We start from the raw sequence: 18,870 nt of genomic DNA, 5'->3' as shown, positions 1-18,870 counted from the left end.
GCATCAAGTCGATCCACTTCCTGGATCGCAAGGACAGCGTGGTACGCGACATCATCCTGTAAGCAGGAGGATGGCGGTGGCGGCAAGTCACGTACTCTCATGCCGTCGCATCAAGTCGATCCACTTCCTGGATCGCAAAGACAGCGTGGTACGCGACATCATCCTGTGATGTGCTGACTCCCGCAGCAAAAAGCCCGGCACTGCCGGGCTTTTTGCGCTCTGCAGGGCGCCAGGGTGCCCGGGCAGGGATAAGGCTTAGGAGAAACCGGACTCCTTGCTACACTGCGGTGCCCCACAGAGGAAAAATCACATGGAATGTCGTCAGGGATGCGGTGCCTGCTGCATCGCCCCCAGCATCAGCAGTGCCATTCCCGGCATGCCGGACGGCAAGCCCGCCGGTGTGCCCTGTGTGCAGCTTGATGCGCACCTGGGGTGCAAGATCTTCGGCCAGCCGGAGCGCCCGGCGGTGTGCGGCGGCTTTCGCCCCATGGCGGACGTGTGCGGCTCCCATCGCCAGGAGGCCATCTGGCTTATCGGCGAGCTGGAGCGGCTGACCGCCTGAGCCCTTGACCCTCTCCCTCGGGGAAAGGGTGTCTGCTTGTCCTCCTCATCCCCGCCCCTTCTCCCGCAAGGGGAGAAGGGGGTGCCGCCATTCGGAGTCATGAAAAAGGCCCCCTCGCCTGGCGAGGGGGCCTTTTTTATCGTCGGCTCATGGTGAAGCCAGCTTATTCCTTGATGCGCTCGATGCGACCACCCAGGCCTTGCAGCTTGTGCTCGATGTCTTCGTAGCCACGGTCGATGTGATAGATGCGATCGACAATGGTGGCCCCTTCGGCCACGAAGCCGGCCAGCACCAGGCTGGCGGAGGCGCGCAGATCGGTCGCCATCACCTGGGCACCCTTGAGCTGCTGGGTGTCGCGGCAGATGGCCACATTGCCCTGCAGTTCGATGTCGGCACCCATCCGAACCAGCTCGGGCACGTGCATGAAGCGGTTCTCGAAGATGGTCTCGGTGACCATGCCGGTGCCCTGGGCGACCGCGTTCAGCACGGTGAACTGGGCCTGCATGTCGGTTGGGAATGCCGGGTAGGGGGCGGTCTTGATGGTGACAGGTTTCAGGGTGCGACCTGTCATGTCGAGGGTGATCCAGTCGTCACCCTTTTCAATCAGGGCGCCAGCCTCTTCCAGTTTGACCAGTACGGCTTCCAGCAGGCTGGGGTCGGTGTTGCGGCAGGTGATCTTGCCACCGGTCACGGCGGCGCCCACCAGGAAGGTGCCGGTCTCGATGCGATCGGGCTGCACGCTGTAGCTGCCACCGTGCAGACGTTCTACGCCGTCGATGGTCAGGGTATCGGTGCCGGCGCCCTGAATGTTAGCTCCGAGCGCGTTGAGGAAGTTGGCCAGATCGACCACCTCCGGCTCACGGGCGGCGTTTTCGATCACGGTGCGACCGTCAGCCAGGGTGGCGGCCATCATCAGGTTCTCGGTACCTGTCACGGAAACCATGTCCATCAGGATGTGGGCACCTTTCAGGCGGCCGTCGACGCGGGCTTTGATGTAGCCCTCTTCGATGACGATCTTCGCGCCCATCAGCTCCAGGCCGTGGACATGCAGGTTGACCGGGCGGGCACCGATGGCGCAGCCGCCGGGCAGGGAGACGTCTGCTGCACCGAAGCGGGCTGCCAGCGGGCCCAGGGCCAGGATGGAGGCACGCATGGTCTTCACCAGCTCGTAGGGGGCGACATGATTGTTTACCGCACCGGTCAGTACGGTCACGTTGCCGTTGACCTTGGTGGTGGCGCCCAGCATCTCCAGCAGCTTGAGGGTGGTACCCACGTCTTTCAGGCGCGGTACGTTGGAGAGTTGAACCTCTTCGTCACACAGCAGGGTGGCAAACAGGATGGGCAGGGCGGCATTCTTGGCGCCAGAGATGGTCACTTCACCGGAGAGGGTGCAGGGGCCGGTGATCTTGAATTTGTCCATGGTTTACTTCTTTACCAAATCAGGAGGGCAGCTGGAATTTACGCTCGCGTTTCCACTCGGCGTCGGTATAGGCCTTGATGGAGAGAGCGTGGATCTCGTTGGTGGCGATCTTGTCCATCAGCGGGGCATAGATGGCCTGTTGTTTCTTGACCCGGCTCATGCCGTCAAACATGTCGCCGACGGCGATCACCTGGTAGTGACTGCCGTCCCCTTTGACATGGACTTCGGACAATGGCAAAGCCTCGAGGAGTATCGCTTCAATTTCAGAGACTTGCATTATGAGTCCTCAGTTGTGAGCGGGGTTGAATGAAAGAGGCTGGCCACCCCGTAGAGGTTGGCCAGCGTATAGAAATCGTTGGAGGCACCCACCAGTGTCGGAGTGGCACCCCGTGCCAGTGCCGCCTTGGCCCACTTGACCAGCAGGGCAAGGCCGGCGGAATCCAGGGTAGTGACGGCACCGAGTTCGAGCCGGTCGTCCTGCCACCAGTCGGCGCGGCGTTGCCACAGATCGTTGACCTGCGGGGCCTGCAAGTCACCGCTCAGGATCATGACTTGATCACCAGCGGCTTGGCGTTGTGTTCACGCAGCTGGGCGATCACCGCATCGATGCCGTTCTGGCGAATGAGGCCGCCCAGCTCGTTCTGCTTGGCGGAGAGCAGGCTGATCCCTTCGGCAACCATGTCGAAGGCTTTCCACTCGCCGGTCTTGTTGTTCTTGCGCAGCTTGAACTCGAGGAAGATGTCCGGCTTGCCAGCCTCTTTCACGCTGACGTTGACGGCGGTGATGTTGCTCTCGGCGGCTTTGCCGGGCTGGACCTTGACGGTCTGCTTGTCGAAGTGTGCCAGGGCGTCGGCGTAGGAGCTCACCATGTACTCGGTGAAGACGTCCACAAAGGCGTCACGCTGGGCAGGGGTCGTCTGTTTGATCTGGTTGCCGAGCACCTTGTAGGCGGCGAAGCGGTTGTCCACGTAGGGCAGCAGCTCCTCGCGGATGATGACGCGCAGGTGATCGGGGTTGCTCTTCACCTGGGCCTGATCGGCTTTCAGTCGGGCAAAGGTCTGCTGGGCGGCCTGATCCACGAGGGCATAGGGGTCCGAAGTATTGACATCCGCACGGGCGACGAGGGAGAACAGCATGCTGGTCATCAGACCCAGCATCAGGGCGATCTTCTTGAACATGGTTACTCCTTGGTTGCGGGTGTGTTGGCCGGAGAGGACTGGCTGTAGAGGAACTTGCCAATCAGATCTTCCAGCACGATGGCGGACTTGGTGTCTTCGATCATGTCGCCATCCTTGAGCATGCTGGTGCCCATCTCCTCATCGCTGAACCCCGGTGCCAGACCGATGTACTGCTCACCGAGCAGGCCAGAAGTCAGGATGGAGAGGGTGCTGGTCTCGGAAAACTCGCCGGCACTCTTCTGCATCTGCAGGGAAACGATGGGGACCTGGCTCTTGGGATCCAGGGTGATGTCGCTGACACGACCGACGACGACGCCGCCGACCTTGACCGGCGAGCGCACTTTCAGGCCGCCGATATTATCGAAATGGGCGCGCAGGGTATAGGTTTCTCCTTCCGGTTTGAAACTCAATCCCGCCACTTGCAGTGCCAATGCCAGAATGGCCGCGATGCCAGCCAGCATGAAGGCGCCAACCAGAAATTCTACTTTGCTGAACTTCATCTTTCCCTTATCCAAACATGACTGCGGTGAGTATAAAATCCAGACCGAGCACGGCCAGGGATGAGTGAACCACGGTACGGGTGGTCGCCTGACTGATCCCGGCCGAGGTCGGTTTGGCATCATAGCCGTTGAAGAGCGCTATCCAGGTCACCACCAGGGCGAAGATCAGGCTCTTGATGGCGCCCTGCATGATGTCGTCCTGCCAGTCGACGGAGGCCTGCATGGCGGACCAGAAACTGCCTTCGTCCACCCCCAGCCAGTCGACACCAACCAGCTTGCCGCCAAAGATGCCGATCAGACTGAACATGAAGGCCAGCAGCGGCATGCTGATGACCCCGGCCCAGAAGCGGGGCGCCACGACCCGACGCAGCGGATCGACCGCCATCATCTCCAGGCTGGAGAGCTGCTCGGTGGCCTTCATCAGGCCGATCTCGGCGGTGAGGGCGGAGCCCGCACGACCGGCGAACAGCAGGGCGGTGACCACAGGGCCCAGCTCACGGAGCAGGGAGAGGGAAACCAGAGGCCCCAGGCTCTGCTCTGCGCCGAAATCCTTCAATACGTTGTAACCCTGCAGGGAGAGCACCATGCCGATGAAGAGGCCGGACACCAGTATGATGGCGACGGATTGCACTCCCACCACATACAGTTGCTGCACCAGCAGCGGGAAGTGCTTGCGTGGCTGGGGGCGTCCTGCCAGTGCATGAAACAGCATGATGGTTGCCCGGCCGACGGCGTTGATGAAACGCACACCGCTGTGGCCCAGCTTGCTTATCTGACTTGTCAACATCACAGATCCTGTAGCAGGTCGCCTGCCGGAAAATGAAACGGAACAGGACCGTCGGGCAATCCCTTGAGGAACTGCTCGACTTCGGGATTGTGCTCCTCGCGCAGCTGCTCCGGTGTGCCGTGTGCCACTACCTTGCGGTTGGCGATGATGTAGGCGTAGTCGGCGATGCTCAGCACCTCCTTCACGTCGTGGGTGACGATGACGGAGGTGATGCCGAGGGCATCGTTGAGCTCCTTGATGAGCTTCACCAGCACCGCCATGGTGATGGGGTCCTGCCCCACGAAGGGCTCGTCATACATGATGAGATCCGGATCCAGCGCGATGGATCTCGCCAGGGCCGCGCGACGCGCCATGCCACCGGAGAGCTCTGACGGCATCAGCTTGGCCGCCCCGCGCAGACCGACAGCCTGCAGTTTCATCATGACGATGGTGCGGATCAGCTCTTCCGGCAGGCCGGAGTGCTCCCGCAACGGGAAGGCCACGTTGTCGAAGACGGTCATGCCGGTGAACAATGCGCCACTCTGGAACAGCATGCTCATCCGTTTCCGCACTTCATACAGGCGTGAACGGGAGAGAGTGGGAACGTCTTCCCCGTCAAACAGGATGTGACCGGACTCAGGCTTGAGCTGGCCCCCGATCAGGCGCAGCAAGGTGGTCTTGCCGATCCCGCTCGGACCCATGACGGCGGTGACCTTGCCACGGGGAATGGTCAGGTTGATCCTGTCGTACAGCAGCCGATCCCCGTGACTGAAGGTCAGGTCGGAGATGGTGATCAGGTCATCGTTCAAACAATTGTCCATCCGGTATAAATGAAGAGCGAATTTTATGGGCTAGTCTAGGTCTAAGCAACAGCGAGGAACAACTATTGAGCGGGTTTCCCCCCCAAGTACGCGACAGTTTTATGTAACAACCTGCGTCAATGACCGCCCATTCCGCATCCGATTCGCTTATCTCGGCAGACTTTTTTATAATCCCGCAGCAAATTTCGGCCCGGAGCTGTGCCTTTATGTCTGTAAAGCCTGAAAAAGTGTCTGAATTGTTCGATTTCCGTCGCAGCGCCCGAGCGGTGCTGGACATAGAAAAACAAGCCATTGATGGACTCTACCAGTACCTTGACGAGGCGTTCGAGCGCGCCTGCGAGATGGTGCTGCGCTGTGGCGGCAAGATAGTGGTGACCGGCATGGGCAAGTCGGGTCATATCGGCAACAAGATTGCCGCGACCCTGGCCAGCACGGGAACGCCCGCCTTCTTCCTGCACCCGGGCGAGGCGAGCCACGGGGATCTCGGCATGATCTCAGCCGGGGATCTCATCATCGCCATTTCCAACTCCGGCGAGAGCGACGAGATCCTGGCCCTGCTGCCGGTGCTCAAGCGCCGCGGGATTCCGCTCATCTGCATGACCGGCAATCCGGCTTCCACCATGGCGAAAGAGGCCAACGTGCACCTGTGCATCAAGGTGGAGAAAGAGGCCTGCCCCCTCGGTCTGGCCCCGACATCCAGCACTACCGCCACTCTGGTGATGGGGGACGCGCTGGCCGTGGCCCTACTGGAGGCCCGTGGCTTCACCGCCGATGACTTTGCGCTGTCGCATCCGGGCGGGTCCCTCGGCAAGCGGTTGCTGTTGCGAGTGGGCGATCTGATGCACAGCGGCGAGCTGTTGCCCAAGGTGGGGATAGATGCCACCATCAGCCAGGCGCTGCTGGAAGTGAGCCGCAAGGGGCTCGGCATGACGGCGGTGGTGGACGATCAAGGGCTGCTTGCCGGTCTGTTCACCGATGGTGACCTGCGCCGCATTCTGGACCTGCAGGTGGACATCCATCACACCCCCATCAGCCGCGTCATGACGGTGAACTGTGTTACCGTAGGGCCTGAGATGATGGCGGCCGAGGCCGTCAAGCTGATGGAAACCAGGAAAATCAACGGGTTGTTGGTCGTGGATGGGGAGAGACACCCGCTGGGTGCCTTCAACATGCATGACCTGCTGAAAGCCGGAGTAATTTGATGCAAGACGTACCGACCCTCTATGGTCCGGTGACGCGCAGCCAGTACGAGAAGGCGGCGCAGATCCGCCTGCTGGTGTGCGATGTGGATGGGGTGCTCTCCAACGGCTTCATCTATATGGGCAATAACGGCGAAGAGCTGAAGACTTTCTGCACCCGTGACGGTGCCGGCATGCGTGCCCTGCTCAATGCGGGCATCGAGATTGCCATCATCACGGGGCGAAACTCCCGCATCGTCAGCGATCGCATGAAGAGTCTGGGAGTCCAGCACCTGGTGCAGGGGGCAGACAAAAAGCTGCCCCACTTCGAGGCCTTGCTGACCAAGCTCGGGCTGGATGCATCGCAAGCCGCCTATATGGGAGATGACACCATCGATCTGCCGGTGATGCAGGCTTGCGGCCTGGGTATCGCCGTTGCCGATGCCCATCCGCTTGTGCTGGCGAAGGCGGATCTGGTGACGCGGCTTGGCGGTGGCGTCGGGGCCGTGCGCGAGGTGTGCGACCTGATCTTGCAGGCCCAGGGATTGGCTGACTATCAACCCGAGGCGTCGCGATGAACAAACAGACTGTGCTGTTCGGCCTGCTGTTTCTGGCTGCGCTGGCGGCCTGGCAGCTGGGGGAGATCGAGCTGGTCCCCGAGCCGACCACCAAGACGGAAAATTTTCAACCGGACTTCACCGCCAGAGAGTTGGTGACGACCCGCTTCAACGAGCAGGGCAAGCGCACCGAACGGCTGGAATCCGAATATGCGGAGTACTACCAGGTGCTCGAGCAGGCCACTTTCATCAAGCCGGTGGTCTACATGTTCGATGACAAGGGCGCGGCCGAATGGAAGCTGACGGCCGAAACCGGGGTGCTCAACACCGATGACAATGTGATCCTCCGTGACAAGGTGCATCTGGACGGTCTGCTGCCCGCTTCCTTCATCTCCACGCTGGATACCTCCTATCTGGAGCTGGATCTGGTGACGCAGGGGATGAGAAGCAACCAGCACATCAGCATTGTGGGCCAGGAGTTCCAGACCGAGGGCGTTGGCCTCAAGGGTCACCTGGAACGTAAATATTTCGAGTTACTGGATAAAGGCCATGCCACTTATTTCAATGAAAAACGTTAATCTGGCCCTCACGGCCCTGTTGCTGTGCGGTTCCCTGAATGCCAAAGAGTCCGACTTTGCCGAGAAGGTCTATGTGGATGCTGTCAAGCAGGTGGCCGAGATGCAGGACAACCGCATCACCTTCAGCGAGGATGTCATCATCACCCAGGGCACCATCAAGATTAAGGCCGACAAGGTGGTGGTGATCCGCTCCGGCGACAAGGGCGCCGAGGTCATGACCGCGTATGGCAACCCAGCCACTTTCTTCCAGGTGCTGGACAACGGCAAACCGGTCAATGCCCATGGCAACAGCATCCGCTACGAGCTTAAGAACCGGCTGGTGACCATCACCGGCAATGGCCAGCTCAAGCAGGAAGACAGCCAGGTGACCGGCGATCTGATTCGCTACGACATCGTCAAGCAGAAGATGATTGCCGAGAGCAAGGGGCCTACCCAGCGCGTCAAGACGGTGTTCCTGCCGGATCAGGTGGAGAACTTTGACAAACCCGCCGATCAGAAGAAGTAGGAAACAACAGCCATGGCAGTGTTAAAAGCAACGGGTCTGCAAAAGAGCTACAAGCGCCGCATGGTGGTCAGCGATGTGAGCCTGGAGGTGGGGACGGGCCAGATCGTGGGCCTGCTCGGCCCGAACGGCGCGGGCAAGACGACCTCCTTCTACATGATCGTGGGCCTGGTGCAGCGGGATGCCGGCCTCATCACCATCGACGAGCAGGACATCAGCCTGCAGCCCATGCATATCCGTGCCCGCAATGGCATCGGCTATCTGCCCCAGGAGGCCTCCATCTTCCGGCGCCTGTCGGTGTTCGACAACTTGATGGGGGTCATGCAGACCCGCAAGGGGTTGAGCCGCGAAGAGCGGGAGGATAAGGTCGAACAGTTGCTGGAAGAGTTCAATATCACCCATATCCGCGACAGCCTGGGCCAGAGCCTCTCGGGTGGGGAGCGGCGCCGGGTGGAAATCGCCCGGGCGCTGGCGGCAGAGCCGAGATTCATTCTGCTCGATGAGCCTTTCGCAGGTGTTGATCCTATTTCAGTCATCGATATCAAAAAGATCATCCAGCATCTGAAAGAACGCGGGTTGGGTGTGCTGATAACGGACCACAACGTCAGAGAGACGCTGGATGTGTGCGAGAAGGCCTACATCGTCAGCCACGGCAAGATGATTGCCGAGGGCGCGCCGGCCGATATCCTCGCCGATGAGCAGGTCAAGCGCGTCTATTTGGGCGATCAATTCAGTCTATAGTAAGGGGGCACCCCTCATTTTTGTTAGGTGACTGCCTCGCTGAACATAAGGATATCCCGACGTAGATGAAGCCGACATTACAGTTGCGTCTCGGTCAGTCCCTGACCATGACGCCACAATTACAACAAGCGATTCGTCTGCTCCAGCTCTCCACCCTGGAACTCCAGCAGGAAATTCAGCAAGCGCTCGACAACAACCCCTTGCTGGAGCAAGAGGAGAACGAGGCGCAGGAAACCAGTCAGACAGAGACACAGGACGCCAGTCAACTCGACTCCAGCGATGCCATGGCCCAGGAGAGCATGCCGGATGAACTGCCGGTGGACACCACCTGGGACGAGGTCTACTCGGCCGGTACGGCCCAGAGCGCAGGCCCCATCCATGACGGGGAAGACAGCGTCTATCAGGGGGAGACCACCGAGAACCTGCAGGACTACCTGCTGTGGCAGATGCGGCTCACCCCGTTCAGTGATGTGGATGCTGCCATCGCGCTTGCCATCATCGATGCCATCGACGAATCCGGGTATCTGACTGCCACCCTCGAGGATATTCAGGCTGCAGTCAGCAGCGAGGAGGTAGAAGTCGAACTGGATGAGATCGAAGCCGTGCTCAAGCGGGTGCAGCATTTCGATCCGGTCGGCATCGCCGCCCGTTCGGTGCAAGAGTGTCTGCTGATCCAGCTCGGCCAGTACTCGCCGGACCTGCCCTGGCTCGACGAAGCCAGAGAGGTGATCCGCGAACACATGGACCTGCTCGGCAATCGCGACTACCGCACCCTGGCTCGCAAGACCCGCCTCAAGGAGAGCGATCTCAAGGAGGTGCTGGATCTCATCCAGCAACTGGAGCCCAGACCCGGCAACGGCATCATCCAGAGTGAATCCCAGTACGTGATCCCGGATGTGTCCGTGGTCAAGAAGGGCAGCAAGTGGGTGGTTGAACTCAATCCGGATTCTGCTCCGCGCATCCGTGTCAACGAGGCCTATGCGGCCATGGCGCGCAATGCTCGCAGCAGCACGGATACCCAGTTCATCCGTTCTCATTTGCAGGAGGCCAAGTGGTTCATCAAGAGCCTGGAGAGTCGTAACGACACCCTGCTCAAGGTGGCCAGCTGCATCGTCGAGCAGCAGCAGGGCTTTTTCGAGTACGGCGAAGAGGCCATGAAACCCATGGTACTCAACGACATCGCGGAAGCGGTGGAGATGCATGAGTCGACCATTTCACGGGTCACGACCCAGAAGTACATGCATACGCCCCGCGGCATTTTTGAACTGAAGTTTTTTTTCTCCAGTCACGTCAATACGGAGGGAGGAGGAGAGTGCTCATCGACCGCTATTCGCGCCCTGATCAAGAAGCTGGTGACGGCGGAAAACCCCGCCAAGCCGCTTAGTGATAGCAAGATCGCGGATTTGCTGGCCGAACAGGGTATTATGGTGGCGAGACGCACGATCGCAAAGTACCGTGAATCCTTGTTGATCCCGCCATCCAATCAGCGCAAACGCCTGGTTTAGGCAAACAAAAGGAAGACGTTATGCAAATTAACCTGACCGGACACCATGTCGAGATTACCGAAGCTCTGCGTGATTATGTGAACAACAAATTTGCCAAACTCGAGCGTCACTTTGACCATATCAACAACGTACACGTGGTGTTGAGCGTCGAAAAACTGAACCAGATCGCCGAAGCCAAGCTGCATGTCAGCGGGGGAGAGGTGTTCGCCAATTCGCAGCATGCCGACATGTATGCGGCGATTGATACCCTGCTGGATAAACTGGATCGGCAGATCATCAAGCACAAAGATAAGTTAAATCAAAAATAACTATGCAACTTGAACACATACTGAGTCGGGACTGCACCAAGAGTGCGGTCCCTTGTACCAGCAAGAAACGCGCGCTCGAGATCATCAGTGAACTGGCCGCAGAGCGCCTCGGCGCTTCCCGCCAGGTCCTGTTTGAAAGCCTGCTGGCGCGAGAAAAGATGGGTAGTACCGGGATCGGAGCCGGTATCGCCATCCCCCACGGCCGGATTGACGACGCCTTCGCGCCGACCGCCGTGTTGATGACCTTCTCCGAGCCCATCCCTTTCGATTCTATCGACAATCAACCGGTTGACCTGCTCTTTGCATTGCTGGTGCCGGAAAGCGAGTGCAAGCAGCACCTCAAGACTCTTTCCCTGATGGCATCCAAACTGGGTGACAAGGCCGTCTGCCGCCAGCTGCGCCAGGCGACCAGCGACGAAGAACTCTATCAGATCATGACGTCGGCCTGAGGCCGGGTCTGACACAGCCACGTTGGCGTGAGGGGACAAGATGCAGTTAATTGTAGTAAGCGGTCGTTCGGGCTCCGGCAAGACGGTGGCCCTGAGGGTGCTCGAGGATCTCGGGTACTACTGCGTGGACAACCTGCCGGTCAACCTGCTGCCCCAGTTGATCGTGTCGGTGGAGAGTCAGTATGACAAGCTGGCGGTCAGCATCGACGTGCGCAACCTGCCTGCCCAGGCAGACAGGCTGGAGAACCTGCTGAGCCAGGTGCGCAACGAGGGGCGAGTCAAGTTTTCGAGCTTCTTCTTTGATGCGGACAACGCGACCCTGCTCAAACGCTACGGTGAGAGCCGTCGTCTGCATCCTCTGTCCCGCAACAAGCTTTCGCTGGACGAGGCGATCCGGGAAGAGACCCACCTGCTGGCACCGCTCTCCTCGACCGCCGACCTGCGCATCGACACCACCAACCTCAGCATTCACGATCTCAGCGAGCTCATCAAAACCCGGGTGCTTGGCAAGAAAGAGAACGAGCTGGTGCTGGTGTTCGAGTCATTCGGTTTCAAGTACGGCATTCCCAAGGATGCGGACTTCGTGTTCGACGCCCGTTTCCTGCCCAACCCGCACTGGATCCCGGAGCTCAAGCCCTTCACCGGCAAGGATGAGCCCGTGGCCAACTACCTCTCCAGCCAGCCGGATGTCATGCTGTTCATCCAGCAGATCGAGAATATGCTGGGGACCTGGTTGCCCCACCTGGAGCGCAACAATCGCAGCTATGTGACCGTCGGGATCGGCTGTACCGGCGGACAACACCGCTCGGTGTTCATCGCCGAGCGGCTGGCCAGCGCATTCCGGTTGCTTGGCAAGAACGTGCAGATCCGCCATCGCACGTTGGACAAGCGTTCAAACCCCGCCTGACAGATCCACAGGATGCTCAGATGACCGTTTCCGCCTCGGTAGAAGTCAAAAACAAGTTAGGCATTCACGCGCGACCGGCCATGATGCTGTTCGAGCTGGTGCAGGGGTTCGATGCCCACGTGTTGCTGCGCAACGAAGAGGGGGTCGAGGCCGACGCGGACAGCGTGATCGGCCTGCTGATGCTGGACTCCGCCCAGGGCAAACAGGTGGAGGTGCAGGTGGAGGGCCCCGAAGAGGTGGAGGCCCTGGCCGCCGTAGTGGCGCTGTTCACCTCGGGCTTCAATGAGGAGTAATACGCCTCGGCGTGCTCAAGGTGCGCTGCGAGCCAGCGCCTTGAAAGCGGCAAAATCCCGACAAGCCAGCAGACTTCTGCTGGCTTTTTCGTTCATCAGTGCCAGAAACAGATCATAAAGTCCCATGGCTTCCTCATAATCCGTCTTGGCGATGGCCAGCACGAAGATGAGGGTAGCGCTCTCGCCGTTGCCCCAATCGATCCCCTGGGGGGCCAGCACGGTATAGACCAGGGTGCGGCGCGCCAGCAGGCCGAGGGAGTGGGGCAGAGCGATGCCGTCCCCCAGCATGGTTGAGACGATCCGCTCCCGCTCCTGCAAGGATCCCCGGAATCCGCTCTGCACCAGATCCTCCGCCTCAAGCTGGCTGCAGATGCGATCAAACAGCACCCCCTGGCTGATGGGTTCATCAAGCACCATGAAGTGGTCGGCATCGAAATACTTGTCGAGCAGATAGGGACGGGTGCGATCGACGAGCACCAGCTTGCCGAGCTGCTCCAGCTGGTACTGAGTTGGGAAGGGGGAGACCTGTACCACGGGAGCATTCTTCTCGCTCACCTTGAGGGTGCTGATGACGAAATCCTGCTCGACTCGCACCAGTCCCTCATAGTCCCGCACCGACTCCAGCGTGGTCAGCTGCAGTTGGGGGTATTCCCGCCGGATGCGTGCTTCCAGCACCCGGAAGGTGGCGTTGCCCGCATCGCACAGCAGCAGCGCCTGGGGGCGCCGGGTGTAACCGATGTCGTAGTGGCGCTCCAGGCCGACCCCGATGTGGATCACCAGGTAGCCGATCTCGTGGTGGGTCAATCGGTAGGGGGTCTGCCTGATCCACTCAGAGATGGCCGCCAGGGTGATGTCGTAGGCGAGGGGGTAATACTGCTTGATGTGATCCGCCAGGGGATTGTGGCTGCCAATCTGGTATTTGACCCGCAGCAGCATGGCGCCGATGTGGGTCTGCAGGTCGGCTCGCAATTGCGGGTCGCCGCGCAGGTCATAGGGGTAGTGCTGGTGGATGTAACCCAGCAGGTGTGCAGTCAGTTGCTCGCTCTCGGCCGCCATGGCCGGGCTGAGCAGGGGCGTCTCTGCAGTGAGGCGAGCCTGGATCTGGATGGCGAGACAGGCGATCTCTTCCTGCACCGGTGAAGTCAGGGTCGGCAGCTCGGCATAGATGTCGCGGGCCACCACTGCCAGGGGCGGGGTGATGTCGTCGCTGGCAAACTGGCGCAACTCGTGGCCAGACGCCTGGCGAAGCAGGGCGACGGCACAGTAGACGGTGACTTGCTGCAGGCTCTCGTCGGCCAGGCGTAGCTGATGGCGACCGAGTTGCTCGTGAATGTGGTTGCCCACTACCTCCAGCGTCTTGCTGGGGCAGAGGGTGGGCAACAGGCTCTGGAGCGGATGCTGGTGCAGCAGCTCCTGGCAGAGCAGTTGGGTGAGGCAGGCGCGGATCGCCATCTCGCTTCCCGCAATGCGCATCCCCACCCTGGGTTTGCTGTCGATGGTGAGCCCGAAGTGGGCGAGCCGCTCCCGCACCTCCGTCATGTCCCCTTGCAAAGCCGCCCGGCTCAGATACCAGGTGTCCGCCAGCTCGTCGAGCTTGATCCCCTGTTCCGCCGTCAGCAGCAAGACCTGGAGGTGCAGCACCCGCTCGCGGCTGGTGCGAGGCAGAGGGCTCTCCTGCCCCTGGGCGGCCAGCAGCGCATCGAACAGTCCCTGATTGTAGATCTTGAGCTGGTAACCGCTGCCCCGCTGATGGATCAGGTGGGCGCCCCGGGTGGCAATGAGCTCGTTCAGGGTCGCCACGTCGGTACGCACCGTTCGGGTGGAAACATTGAGACGGCGAGCCAGCTCCTCCTGTGGCAGAGGCTCGGCGTGAAGCAGGGCGAGCAGTTGCTGGAGTCTGGGGTGGGGCAGCTTGGTCATGAGGGGGTGGGGACTCCTGTCGCGCATGGTGGGTCGATGTTAACAAGGGGGTCATTAACAAGCCAGGCACCGCCCAGTGATCGGACCGGTGCCTGTGGGGTTGCTATGCCAGCAGTGCCTTCACCATGGCGAGGAGGGTACGCACATCCTCCGGCCGGGTCTGGCCGCTCTCGCTGTCGATGATGGAGCTGTAGACATGGGGGATCACCTTCTCGACTCCTGCCTCCAGCGCGATCCGCACTATCTCCTCGAAGTTCTCAAGATCGATGCCGCCGGTGGGCTCCAGCCAGAAGCCATGGCGGGCACAGGCCTCGGCCACTGCCTGATACTCGGCGCGGCAGGCGAGTCCCCCCATGGGGAAGAACTTGACCGAGCTGCCGCCCATGTCCTTGAGCAGGGCAATGGCGGTATCGATGGGTACTATGCCGTCAGCCTGCTGCGCGCTGAGGGGGCCGGTGGAGATCTTCACCATGCCGGGGGTGCCGGTGGGGGAGACAAGGCCATTGACCAGGGTGTCAGCTTGACCGAGCAGCGCCCGGCTGGCCCCGACCCCGGTGAACACCTGATTGACATGCTGAGGCTGCAACTGGCGGGCCAGCTCGGCCACCATGGCGGACTGGCGCGGATCACCTGCTCCCAGCCCGATGGAGAGGGCGTTGTCGATAAGCTTGGCGTAGGCCTGCATGTCGGCGACGGCAGAGGGAATGTCCGGGTAGTTCTTGGAGAGCACACCGACCAGCACATGACCCTCGGCGGCCTCATAAATGTCGACGGCATTCTCTTTGGAACCTGCCAGCACGTTGAGGCAGACCCGATCGCGGTAGTAATTGGGGGTAAGAGACATCAGTTGTTCTCCTGAACGAGGTGGGCAATGGCGGAGTGGATCTGGTCGAGCTGGGGCAGGGTGACGCTGCGCACGTCTATCTCGATGTGCCCCTCGTTGGCCTTGTAGCCGCGGCAGTAGATGGCAGGCGTGCCCTGTTGCAGACGGGAGACCACTTCCACCGTGGTCATGCCGATCTGCTGGTGGTCGAAGGCGATGTCGGTGCGGGCGATGTCGCGCCCCGCGCTATCCCACACCACCTTGGCGCTGACGCCGGGCAGCTGGTTGAGGCGCTCGATGAAGGGGGTCATCTTGGCGACCATGGCGGTGCCGCTCTCCTTCTCTTTGGCCAGGTAACGCTCGATGGCGTGGGTCAGGCCGAGGATCCCCTCCTTGCCCACCTTCATGGCGCGGCCTATGCCGCCAGCCTGCTGCTTGACCCACTCCACATACTGACGTCTGCCGAGCACCAGGCCGCTGGTGGGCCCTTCGATGGCCTTGGCGCCGCTGTAGATGACCAGATCCGCACCCTGGTTGTAGTAGAGACGCAGATCCTCTTCGGCCGCTGCATCGACGATGAGCGGGATCCCGTGGGCCTTGGCCACCTCGGCCGCCTCGGCCACCGACAGAATGCTCTTCTGCACGCAGTGGTGGGACTTGATGTAGAGGATGGCAGCTGTGCTGGCATTGATGGCGGCGGCCAGCTGGGCGGCAGAGCACTCGTTGGCGTAACCGGCCTCCACCACCTTGCCGCCCCCCAGGTTGACCATGGTGCCGACGGGGGCACCAAAGTTCACGTTGTGGCCCTTGGGCAGCACGATGTCGCTCGGCACGTCGTGGGCATGAGCATGCAACTGCTCGAGGCGATAGGGGTCGCCGCGCACTATCACGGCGGCCACCGACTGGGCGATGCCGGCGCTGGCGCAGGAGACCACCACCGCATCTTCAACGCCCAGCAGATCGGCCAGGTAGGCGCCGGTCTTGTTGACCAGATCCTTCACCTCGAAGTAGTGGCCGAGGCCGAAGTTGACCGCATCGACCACCTCTTGCTCGGGGGTGGAGACGCCGAGGATGGTCATGCGCCCGGAGGCGTTGATCACCGGTTTGAGCCGGTATTTCTCATACACAGAAGGCATGGTGTGATTTCCCGTAGTGAGTCAGAACCAGTTCGCCGCCCACCAGGGCGGCGAGAGGGAGCAGTTGCCGGTCACCGTTGCGGGCGCCGGCCTCGGTATCGGTAAAGAGAGTGGGGCCGCAGCTCACCTCGAACAGGGTGATGTCTGCATCGGCGCCAACCTCGAGTCGCCCCTTGCCGGGCAGGCGCAGGGCATCGGCGGCCTGGTGGGTGACGCAGGCGAGCACCTGCTCCAGGGTCATGCCGATGGCGAAGAACTTCGACATCACGTGGGCCAGACTGTAGACCGGCCCCTTGATGCGGTTCTTGCAGTAGATGTCTGAACTGATGGTGTGGGGCAGGATGCCCTGGGCAATGGCCAGCTCCGCCACTTCGAAGCTGAAGCTGGCGCCACCGTGGCCGATGTCGAGCAAGAGCCCCCGCCGCATCGCCTCGCGCACCGCCTGGCGCAGTTCACCCGCCGGGGTCAGGATGCGGTTGGGCTTGCCGTTGAAGCAGTGGGTCAGCAGATCGCCATCCCCCAGCAGGGCGACGATCTCGTCCAGATCCGGCGGCGTGTTGCCCACGTGCACCATCAGTGGCAAGTTGCCATTGGCCTGCTGGATCTGCTTGGCCATGCGCAGGGGTTGCAGACCGCTTTCACCCACCACGCTGCCGCTCATGCGTGCCTTGATGCCGACGATGAAGCCGGGATGGCGCCGGATGGCCGCCTGGGCGAGGGCGGGATCGATGTCTGCCGGATCCGCCAGCTCGTTCTGGCGCAGCAGACCGATGCGGGAGATGTTGAGCAGGGCGTGCACCCGGGTCTTGCAGTCGGCGGCGAGACGCTGGAAGTCGTCCACGTCGTCGGCTCCGGTGCTGCCGGCGTCGATGACGGTGGTGACACCGGACGCCACCCCCACCTTGTCCGGCTCATCGTGATAGAGGGGGGAGGCGGGGTAGCAGTGGGTGTGGCCGTCAATCCAGCCGGCGCTCACATGGACCTGCCCGCCCAGAGTGAGGGTTTGCTTCGCCTCTGTGCTCTCTGGCAGCGAACCCAGCGCCGCTATCTTGCCATGCTTGATGGCGACGTCGACGAGCTGCCCGTTTCCCAGGCGTCCCGCCCTGATGATCGTGTCGTACATGCTGATATCCCTCTTGTAACCTGCTTGCGCTCTTACTGCGAGACCGCTTCCAAGGCTCATGTGTTGCTCTTCACCTTGCTGACGACCTCTCGCGACAGAGCGCAAACAGGTTCTTGAATGCCGCCCAAGAGACGGCCTTGGATTAAGCCAGGGCGATGGGGAAGAAGGTCCCGAACAGCATGGCCCCCAGAATGGCACCACCCGTGATGGGCTTCTCCCAGATGTAGAACAGCAGGGCACCCAGCAGGGAGCCTATCCCGATGGGAATGGAGGCGCCCATGGCGGAGAGGATGATGAGGGGACCGAGGAAGCGGCCCGAGCTGTTGCCAGCCCCCATCATGACGTCCGCCCCGTAGGTGGAGTTGCTCTGGTTGATGGTGAACTTGCGCGCCAGGATGATCACGTAGCCGATGGCCATCCCAATCCCCATGCCGGTGATCAGGGAAGCGGTGAAATTTTCCACCGGATAGACGATGCCGGCCCCCAGCAGCAGGGCGGGCACCCCGAGGCCGACTCCGGTCTGGATGGCGCCGCCGATGTCGAGGATCCCCACCAGGGAGCCCTCGATGATGCGGGCGAACAGGAAGCTGGCACCGAAGGCGGCGACTGCACCATAGGCCCCCGTGTCCATGCCGGCTTTCAGCATGGCGACGAAGGCCACCTCGTTGAAGGCGCCGACCCCGTAGAGGTAGAACATGTGGGTACCGGCGAAGACGCCGGAAGAGAGCAGACCGACAAAGATGGGGAAGGACCAGTCGGCATACCAGAAGTTGTTTCTCAGTTTCTCATCCATGGTGTGCTCCCTTATTTGCCGCTCATGAGGTTGTGGACGTTTTCCAGCCACAGGGGAACGCCCAGGTGGAAGGATTCAATGAGTTTCATGTCAAAGCCGCGGAAGAAGCCGCTCAGCACGAACAGCAGGACGATGGCACTCATCATCACCTTGGTGACGTGGTTCCAGCCGCTCTCTTCCACCCCCTTGCCGATCAGGATGCCAAGCACCAGGCCCGGTACCGCGTTGCCCATAATGAGCTGGGCCAGACCGCCGAAGATGGTGGCCCAGAAGCCGGACTTCTTGCCTGCCTCGATGGCGGCCAGCCAGAAGATCACCGGCATGACGGTATTGACCAGCAGGTTGGCGGCGGGCACCAGTACCTTGACCGCGGTGACCTGCAGGGCTGCTGGCACGGCGGCGGCGGTGCTGTTGAGGAAGGCGACCACGATGGCACCTATGATGCCGCAGGCGATGGCCATCTTTTTGGGATCATGGAGGGTGGTGGCGAGATCCCGGTTCTTGATCATCAGGGCCGCTGCACCCCAGTTCGGCAGGATGCGGTGATCCACGTCCTGAGTGAAGGCGCCGGCCGCGACCGTGGAGGCCCAGGCGTTGAAGAAGAAGCCCAGACCGAACGAGAAGTGGGAAGCGGGGTCCCCTTCGCAGGAGTTGAGCTCGCCCAGGGTACGGAACGCGCCCATCCCCTGCACGGTCGGGGCGTGGAACATCCGCGCCGCGCCAGCTCCCACCCCGACGCCTACCAGGCCGCCGATGATGAGTGACTTCATCAAAATGATTAGAAACATCCAACTTGTCCTTTTGGTTGTG

24 protein-coding genes are annotated in these 18,870 nt (G+C 61.2%); 11 read left to right on the top strand and 13 right to left on the bottom strand.

Features of this window, described 5'->3' with window-relative positions:
* Nucleotides 1–310: 310 nt before the first annotated feature.
* Entirely contained in the window at nt 311–562 is a 252-nt protein-coding gene (locus OKC41_RS06325) for a YkgJ family cysteine cluster protein (RefSeq protein ID WP_010675884.1), read from the top strand.
* Between the two features lie 163 nt (nt 563–725).
* On the opposite strand, the gene murA is transcribed toward OKC41_RS06325, so the two are convergent.
* Genes murA through mlaF form a run of 7 tightly spaced genes read right to left on the bottom strand, consistent with a single transcriptional unit; the run spans nt 726 to nt 5,247 of the window.
* Complete coding sequence (murA, locus tag OKC41_RS06320) at nt 726–1,982, bottom strand: UDP-N-acetylglucosamine 1-carboxyvinyltransferase (protein ID WP_041211853.1); 1,257 nt, start codon at nt 1,980–1,982, stop codon at nt 726–728.
* A gap of 19 nt (nt 1,983–2,001) precedes the next feature.
* Nucleotides 2,002–2,259 (bottom strand): BolA family iron metabolism protein IbaG, encoded by a 258-nt coding sequence (gene ibaG / locus OKC41_RS06315; RefSeq protein ID WP_010675882.1) that lies wholly within the window; start codon nt 2,257–2,259, stop codon nt 2,002–2,004.
* Entirely contained in the window at nt 2,259–2,531 is a 273-nt protein-coding gene (locus OKC41_RS06310; protein ID WP_039040469.1) for a lipid asymmetry maintenance protein MlaB, read from the bottom strand. The genes ibaG and OKC41_RS06310 overlap by 1 nt, the downstream gene beginning before the upstream one ends.
* Nucleotides 2,528–3,160 (bottom strand): phospholipid-binding protein MlaC, encoded by a 633-nt coding sequence (gene mlaC / locus OKC41_RS06305; protein WP_039040470.1) that lies wholly within the window; start codon nt 3,158–3,160, stop codon nt 2,528–2,530. Before mlaC ends, OKC41_RS06310 begins: the two co-directional genes overlap by 4 nt.
* A gap of 2 nt (nt 3,161–3,162) precedes the next feature.
* Complete coding sequence (mlaD, locus tag OKC41_RS06300) at nt 3,163–3,660, bottom strand: outer membrane lipid asymmetry maintenance protein MlaD (protein ID WP_010675879.1); 498 nt, start codon at nt 3,658–3,660, stop codon at nt 3,163–3,165.
* 7 nt (nt 3,661–3,667) lie between these two features.
* Nucleotides 3,668–4,447 carry a lipid asymmetry maintenance ABC transporter permease subunit MlaE gene (mlaE, locus tag OKC41_RS06295; protein ID WP_042880207.1) on the bottom strand — a complete coding sequence of 260 codons (780 nt, stop codon included), beginning with the start codon at nt 4,445–4,447 and terminating at the stop codon, nt 3,668–3,670.
* Nucleotides 4,447–5,247, bottom strand: coding sequence for a phospholipid ABC transporter ATP-binding protein MlaF (gene mlaF / locus OKC41_RS06290; protein ID WP_029314846.1), 801 nt, complete (start codon nt 5,245–5,247; stop codon nt 4,447–4,449). Before mlaF ends, mlaE begins: the two co-directional genes overlap by 1 nt.
* A gap of 206 nt (nt 5,248–5,453) precedes the next feature.
* On the opposite strand from mlaF, the gene OKC41_RS06285 reads away from it, so the two are divergent.
* The 10 genes from OKC41_RS06285 (at nt 5,454) to npr (ending at nt 12,265) form a co-directional block, all read left to right on the top strand.
* Complete coding sequence (locus tag OKC41_RS06285) at nt 5,454–6,449, top strand: KpsF/GutQ family sugar-phosphate isomerase (RefSeq protein ID WP_029314845.1); 996 nt, start codon at nt 5,454–5,456, stop codon at nt 6,447–6,449.
* On the top strand, nt 6,449–7,003 hold the full coding sequence (kdsC, locus tag OKC41_RS06280) for a 3-deoxy-manno-octulosonate-8-phosphatase KdsC (RefSeq protein WP_042864828.1): 555 nt from the start codon (nt 6,449–6,451) through the stop codon (nt 7,001–7,003). Before OKC41_RS06285 ends, kdsC begins: the two co-directional genes overlap by 1 nt.
* A complete protein-coding gene (gene lptC, locus OKC41_RS06275; RefSeq protein WP_010675874.1) occupies nt 7,000–7,560 on the top strand; it encodes an LPS export ABC transporter periplasmic protein LptC in 561 nt (186 codons plus the stop codon). The genes kdsC and lptC overlap by 4 nt, the downstream gene beginning before the upstream one ends.
* Nucleotides 7,547–8,065: a lipopolysaccharide transport periplasmic protein LptA gene (gene lptA, locus OKC41_RS06270; protein ID WP_010675873.1), complete on the top strand. Its 519-nt coding sequence runs from the start codon at nt 7,547–7,549 to the stop codon at nt 8,063–8,065. Before lptC ends, lptA begins: the two co-directional genes overlap by 14 nt.
* A gap of 12 nt (nt 8,066–8,077) precedes the next feature.
* On the top strand, nt 8,078–8,803 hold the full coding sequence (gene lptB / locus OKC41_RS06265) for an LPS export ABC transporter ATP-binding protein (protein WP_010675872.1): 726 nt from the start codon (nt 8,078–8,080) through the stop codon (nt 8,801–8,803).
* Nucleotides 8,804–8,868: 65 nt separating this feature from the next.
* Nucleotides 8,869–10,308, top strand: a complete 1,440-nt coding sequence (locus OKC41_RS06260) for an RNA polymerase factor sigma-54 (protein ID WP_039040474.1) — start codon at nt 8,869–8,871, stop codon at nt 10,306–10,308.
* Nucleotides 10,309–10,328: 20 nt separating this feature from the next.
* Complete coding sequence (gene hpf / locus OKC41_RS06255; RefSeq protein ID WP_005305957.1) at nt 10,329–10,616, top strand: ribosome hibernation promoting factor; 288 nt, start codon at nt 10,329–10,331, stop codon at nt 10,614–10,616.
* Between the two features lie 2 nt (nt 10,617–10,618).
* Nucleotides 10,619–11,065 carry a PTS IIA-like nitrogen regulatory protein PtsN gene (ptsN, locus tag OKC41_RS06250; protein WP_010675870.1) on the top strand — a complete coding sequence of 149 codons (447 nt, stop codon included), beginning with the start codon at nt 10,619–10,621 and terminating at the stop codon, nt 11,063–11,065.
* 40 nt (nt 11,066–11,105) lie between these two features.
* Nucleotides 11,106–11,972, top strand: coding sequence for an RNase adapter RapZ (gene rapZ / locus OKC41_RS06245; protein WP_010675869.1), 867 nt, complete (start codon nt 11,106–11,108; stop codon nt 11,970–11,972).
* Nucleotides 11,973–11,992: 20 nt separating this feature from the next.
* Nucleotides 11,993–12,265: a PTS phosphocarrier protein NPr gene (npr, locus tag OKC41_RS06240; RefSeq protein WP_010675868.1), complete on the top strand. Its 273-nt coding sequence runs from the start codon at nt 11,993–11,995 to the stop codon at nt 12,263–12,265.
* 15 nt (nt 12,266–12,280) lie between these two features.
* Here the strand turns inward: npr and OKC41_RS06235 are convergent, their stop codons facing one another.
* The 6 genes from OKC41_RS06235 to OKC41_RS06210 all read right to left on the bottom strand — a co-directional run bounded on the left by OKC41_RS06235 (nt 12,281) and on the right by OKC41_RS06210 (nt 18,848).
* The gene (locus tag OKC41_RS06235) at nt 12,281–14,185 is read right to left on the bottom strand and encodes a transcription antiterminator (RefSeq protein ID WP_201894962.1); all 1,905 of its coding nucleotides are present in this window, start codon (nt 14,183–14,185) and stop codon (nt 12,281–12,283) included.
* A 103-nt stretch (nt 14,186–14,288) separates the two neighbouring features.
* Nucleotides 14,289–15,029 (bottom strand): KDGP aldolase family protein, encoded by a 741-nt coding sequence (locus OKC41_RS06230; protein ID WP_201894963.1) that lies wholly within the window; start codon nt 15,027–15,029, stop codon nt 14,289–14,291.
* A complete protein-coding gene (locus tag OKC41_RS06225; protein ID WP_201894964.1) occupies nt 15,029–16,144 on the bottom strand; it encodes a DgaE family pyridoxal phosphate-dependent ammonia lyase in 1,116 nt (371 codons plus the stop codon). Before OKC41_RS06225 ends, OKC41_RS06230 begins: the two co-directional genes overlap by 1 nt.
* Nucleotides 16,128–17,267: an amidohydrolase/deacetylase family metallohydrolase gene (locus tag OKC41_RS06220; protein WP_182935714.1), complete on the bottom strand. Its 1,140-nt coding sequence runs from the start codon at nt 17,265–17,267 to the stop codon at nt 16,128–16,130. Before OKC41_RS06220 ends, OKC41_RS06225 begins: the two co-directional genes overlap by 17 nt.
* Before the next feature lie 142 nt (nt 17,268–17,409).
* The gene (locus tag OKC41_RS06215) at nt 17,410–18,060 is read right to left on the bottom strand and encodes a DUF4310 family protein (protein ID WP_041211843.1); all 651 of its coding nucleotides are present in this window, start codon (nt 18,058–18,060) and stop codon (nt 17,410–17,412) included.
* Between the two features lie 11 nt (nt 18,061–18,071).
* Nucleotides 18,072–18,848 carry a DUF4311 domain-containing protein gene (locus OKC41_RS06210; RefSeq protein WP_010675862.1) on the bottom strand — a complete coding sequence of 259 codons (777 nt, stop codon included), beginning with the start codon at nt 18,846–18,848 and terminating at the stop codon, nt 18,072–18,074.
* Between the last annotated feature and the right edge of the window lie 22 nt (nt 18,849–18,870).

Source organism: Aeromonas sp. QDB17, assembly GCF_027705305.1.
GTDB lineage: Bacteria > Pseudomonadota > Gammaproteobacteria > Enterobacterales > Aeromonadaceae > Aeromonas > Aeromonas caviae.
The sequence above is the reverse complement of the archived record's forward strand: the minus strand, read 5'-3'. Positions and strand labels throughout refer to the sequence as shown.

Bases quoted from the DNA above. Each gene is read 5' to 3' on its own strand.
- OKC41_RS06325 (WP_010675884.1), top strand. From the start codon at position 311: ATGGAATGTCGTCAGGGATGCGGTGCCTGCTGCATCGCCCCCAGCATC.
- murA (WP_041211853.1), bottom strand. From the start codon at position 1,982: ATGGACAAATTCAAGATCACCGGCCCCTGCACCCTCTCCGGTGAAGTG.
- ibaG (WP_010675882.1), bottom strand. From the start codon at position 2,259: ATGCAAGTCTCTGAAATTGAAGCGATACTCCTCGAGGCTTTGCCATTG.
- OKC41_RS06310 (WP_039040469.1), bottom strand. From the start codon at position 2,531: ATGATCCTGAGCGGTGACTTGCAGGCCCCGCAGGTCAACGATCTGTGG.
- mlaC (WP_039040470.1), bottom strand. From the start codon at position 3,160: ATGTTCAAGAAGATCGCCCTGATGCTGGGTCTGATGACCAGCATGCTG.
- mlaD (WP_010675879.1), bottom strand. From the start codon at position 3,660: ATGAAGTTCAGCAAAGTAGAATTTCTGGTTGGCGCCTTCATGCTGGCT.
- mlaE (WP_042880207.1), bottom strand. From the start codon at position 4,447: ATGTTGACAAGTCAGATAAGCAAGCTGGGCCACAGCGGTGTGCGTTTC.
- mlaF (WP_029314846.1), bottom strand. From the start codon at position 5,247: ATGGACAATTGTTTGAACGATGACCTGATCACCATCTCCGACCTGACC.
- OKC41_RS06285 (WP_029314845.1), top strand. From the start codon at position 5,454: ATGTCTGTAAAGCCTGAAAAAGTGTCTGAATTGTTCGATTTCCGTCGC.
- kdsC (WP_042864828.1), top strand. From the start codon at position 6,449: ATGCAAGACGTACCGACCCTCTATGGTCCGGTGACGCGCAGCCAGTAC.
- lptC (WP_010675874.1), top strand. From the start codon at position 7,000: ATGAACAAACAGACTGTGCTGTTCGGCCTGCTGTTTCTGGCTGCGCTG.
- lptA (WP_010675873.1), top strand. From the start codon at position 7,547: ATGAAAAACGTTAATCTGGCCCTCACGGCCCTGTTGCTGTGCGGTTCC.
- lptB (WP_010675872.1), top strand. From the start codon at position 8,078: ATGGCAGTGTTAAAAGCAACGGGTCTGCAAAAGAGCTACAAGCGCCGC.
- OKC41_RS06260 (WP_039040474.1), top strand. From the start codon at position 8,869: ATGAAGCCGACATTACAGTTGCGTCTCGGTCAGTCCCTGACCATGACG.
- hpf (WP_005305957.1), top strand. From the start codon at position 10,329: ATGCAAATTAACCTGACCGGACACCATGTCGAGATTACCGAAGCTCTG.
- ptsN (WP_010675870.1), top strand. From the start codon at position 10,619: ATGCAACTTGAACACATACTGAGTCGGGACTGCACCAAGAGTGCGGTC.
- rapZ (WP_010675869.1), top strand. From the start codon at position 11,106: ATGCAGTTAATTGTAGTAAGCGGTCGTTCGGGCTCCGGCAAGACGGTG.
- npr (WP_010675868.1), top strand. From the start codon at position 11,993: ATGACCGTTTCCGCCTCGGTAGAAGTCAAAAACAAGTTAGGCATTCAC.
- OKC41_RS06235 (WP_201894962.1), bottom strand. From the start codon at position 14,185: ATGACCAAGCTGCCCCACCCCAGACTCCAGCAACTGCTCGCCCTGCTT.
- OKC41_RS06230 (WP_201894963.1), bottom strand. From the start codon at position 15,029: ATGTCTCTTACCCCCAATTACTACCGCGATCGGGTCTGCCTCAACGTG.
- OKC41_RS06225 (WP_201894964.1), bottom strand. From the start codon at position 16,144: ATGCCTTCTGTGTATGAGAAATACCGGCTCAAACCGGTGATCAACGCC.
- OKC41_RS06220 (WP_182935714.1), bottom strand. From the start codon at position 17,267: ATGTACGACACGATCATCAGGGCGGGACGCCTGGGAAACGGGCAGCTC.
- OKC41_RS06215 (WP_041211843.1), bottom strand. From the start codon at position 18,060: ATGGATGAGAAACTGAGAAACAACTTCTGGTATGCCGACTGGTCCTTC.
- OKC41_RS06210 (WP_010675862.1), bottom strand. From the start codon at position 18,848: ATGTTTCTAATCATTTTGATGAAGTCACTCATCATCGGCGGCCTGGTA.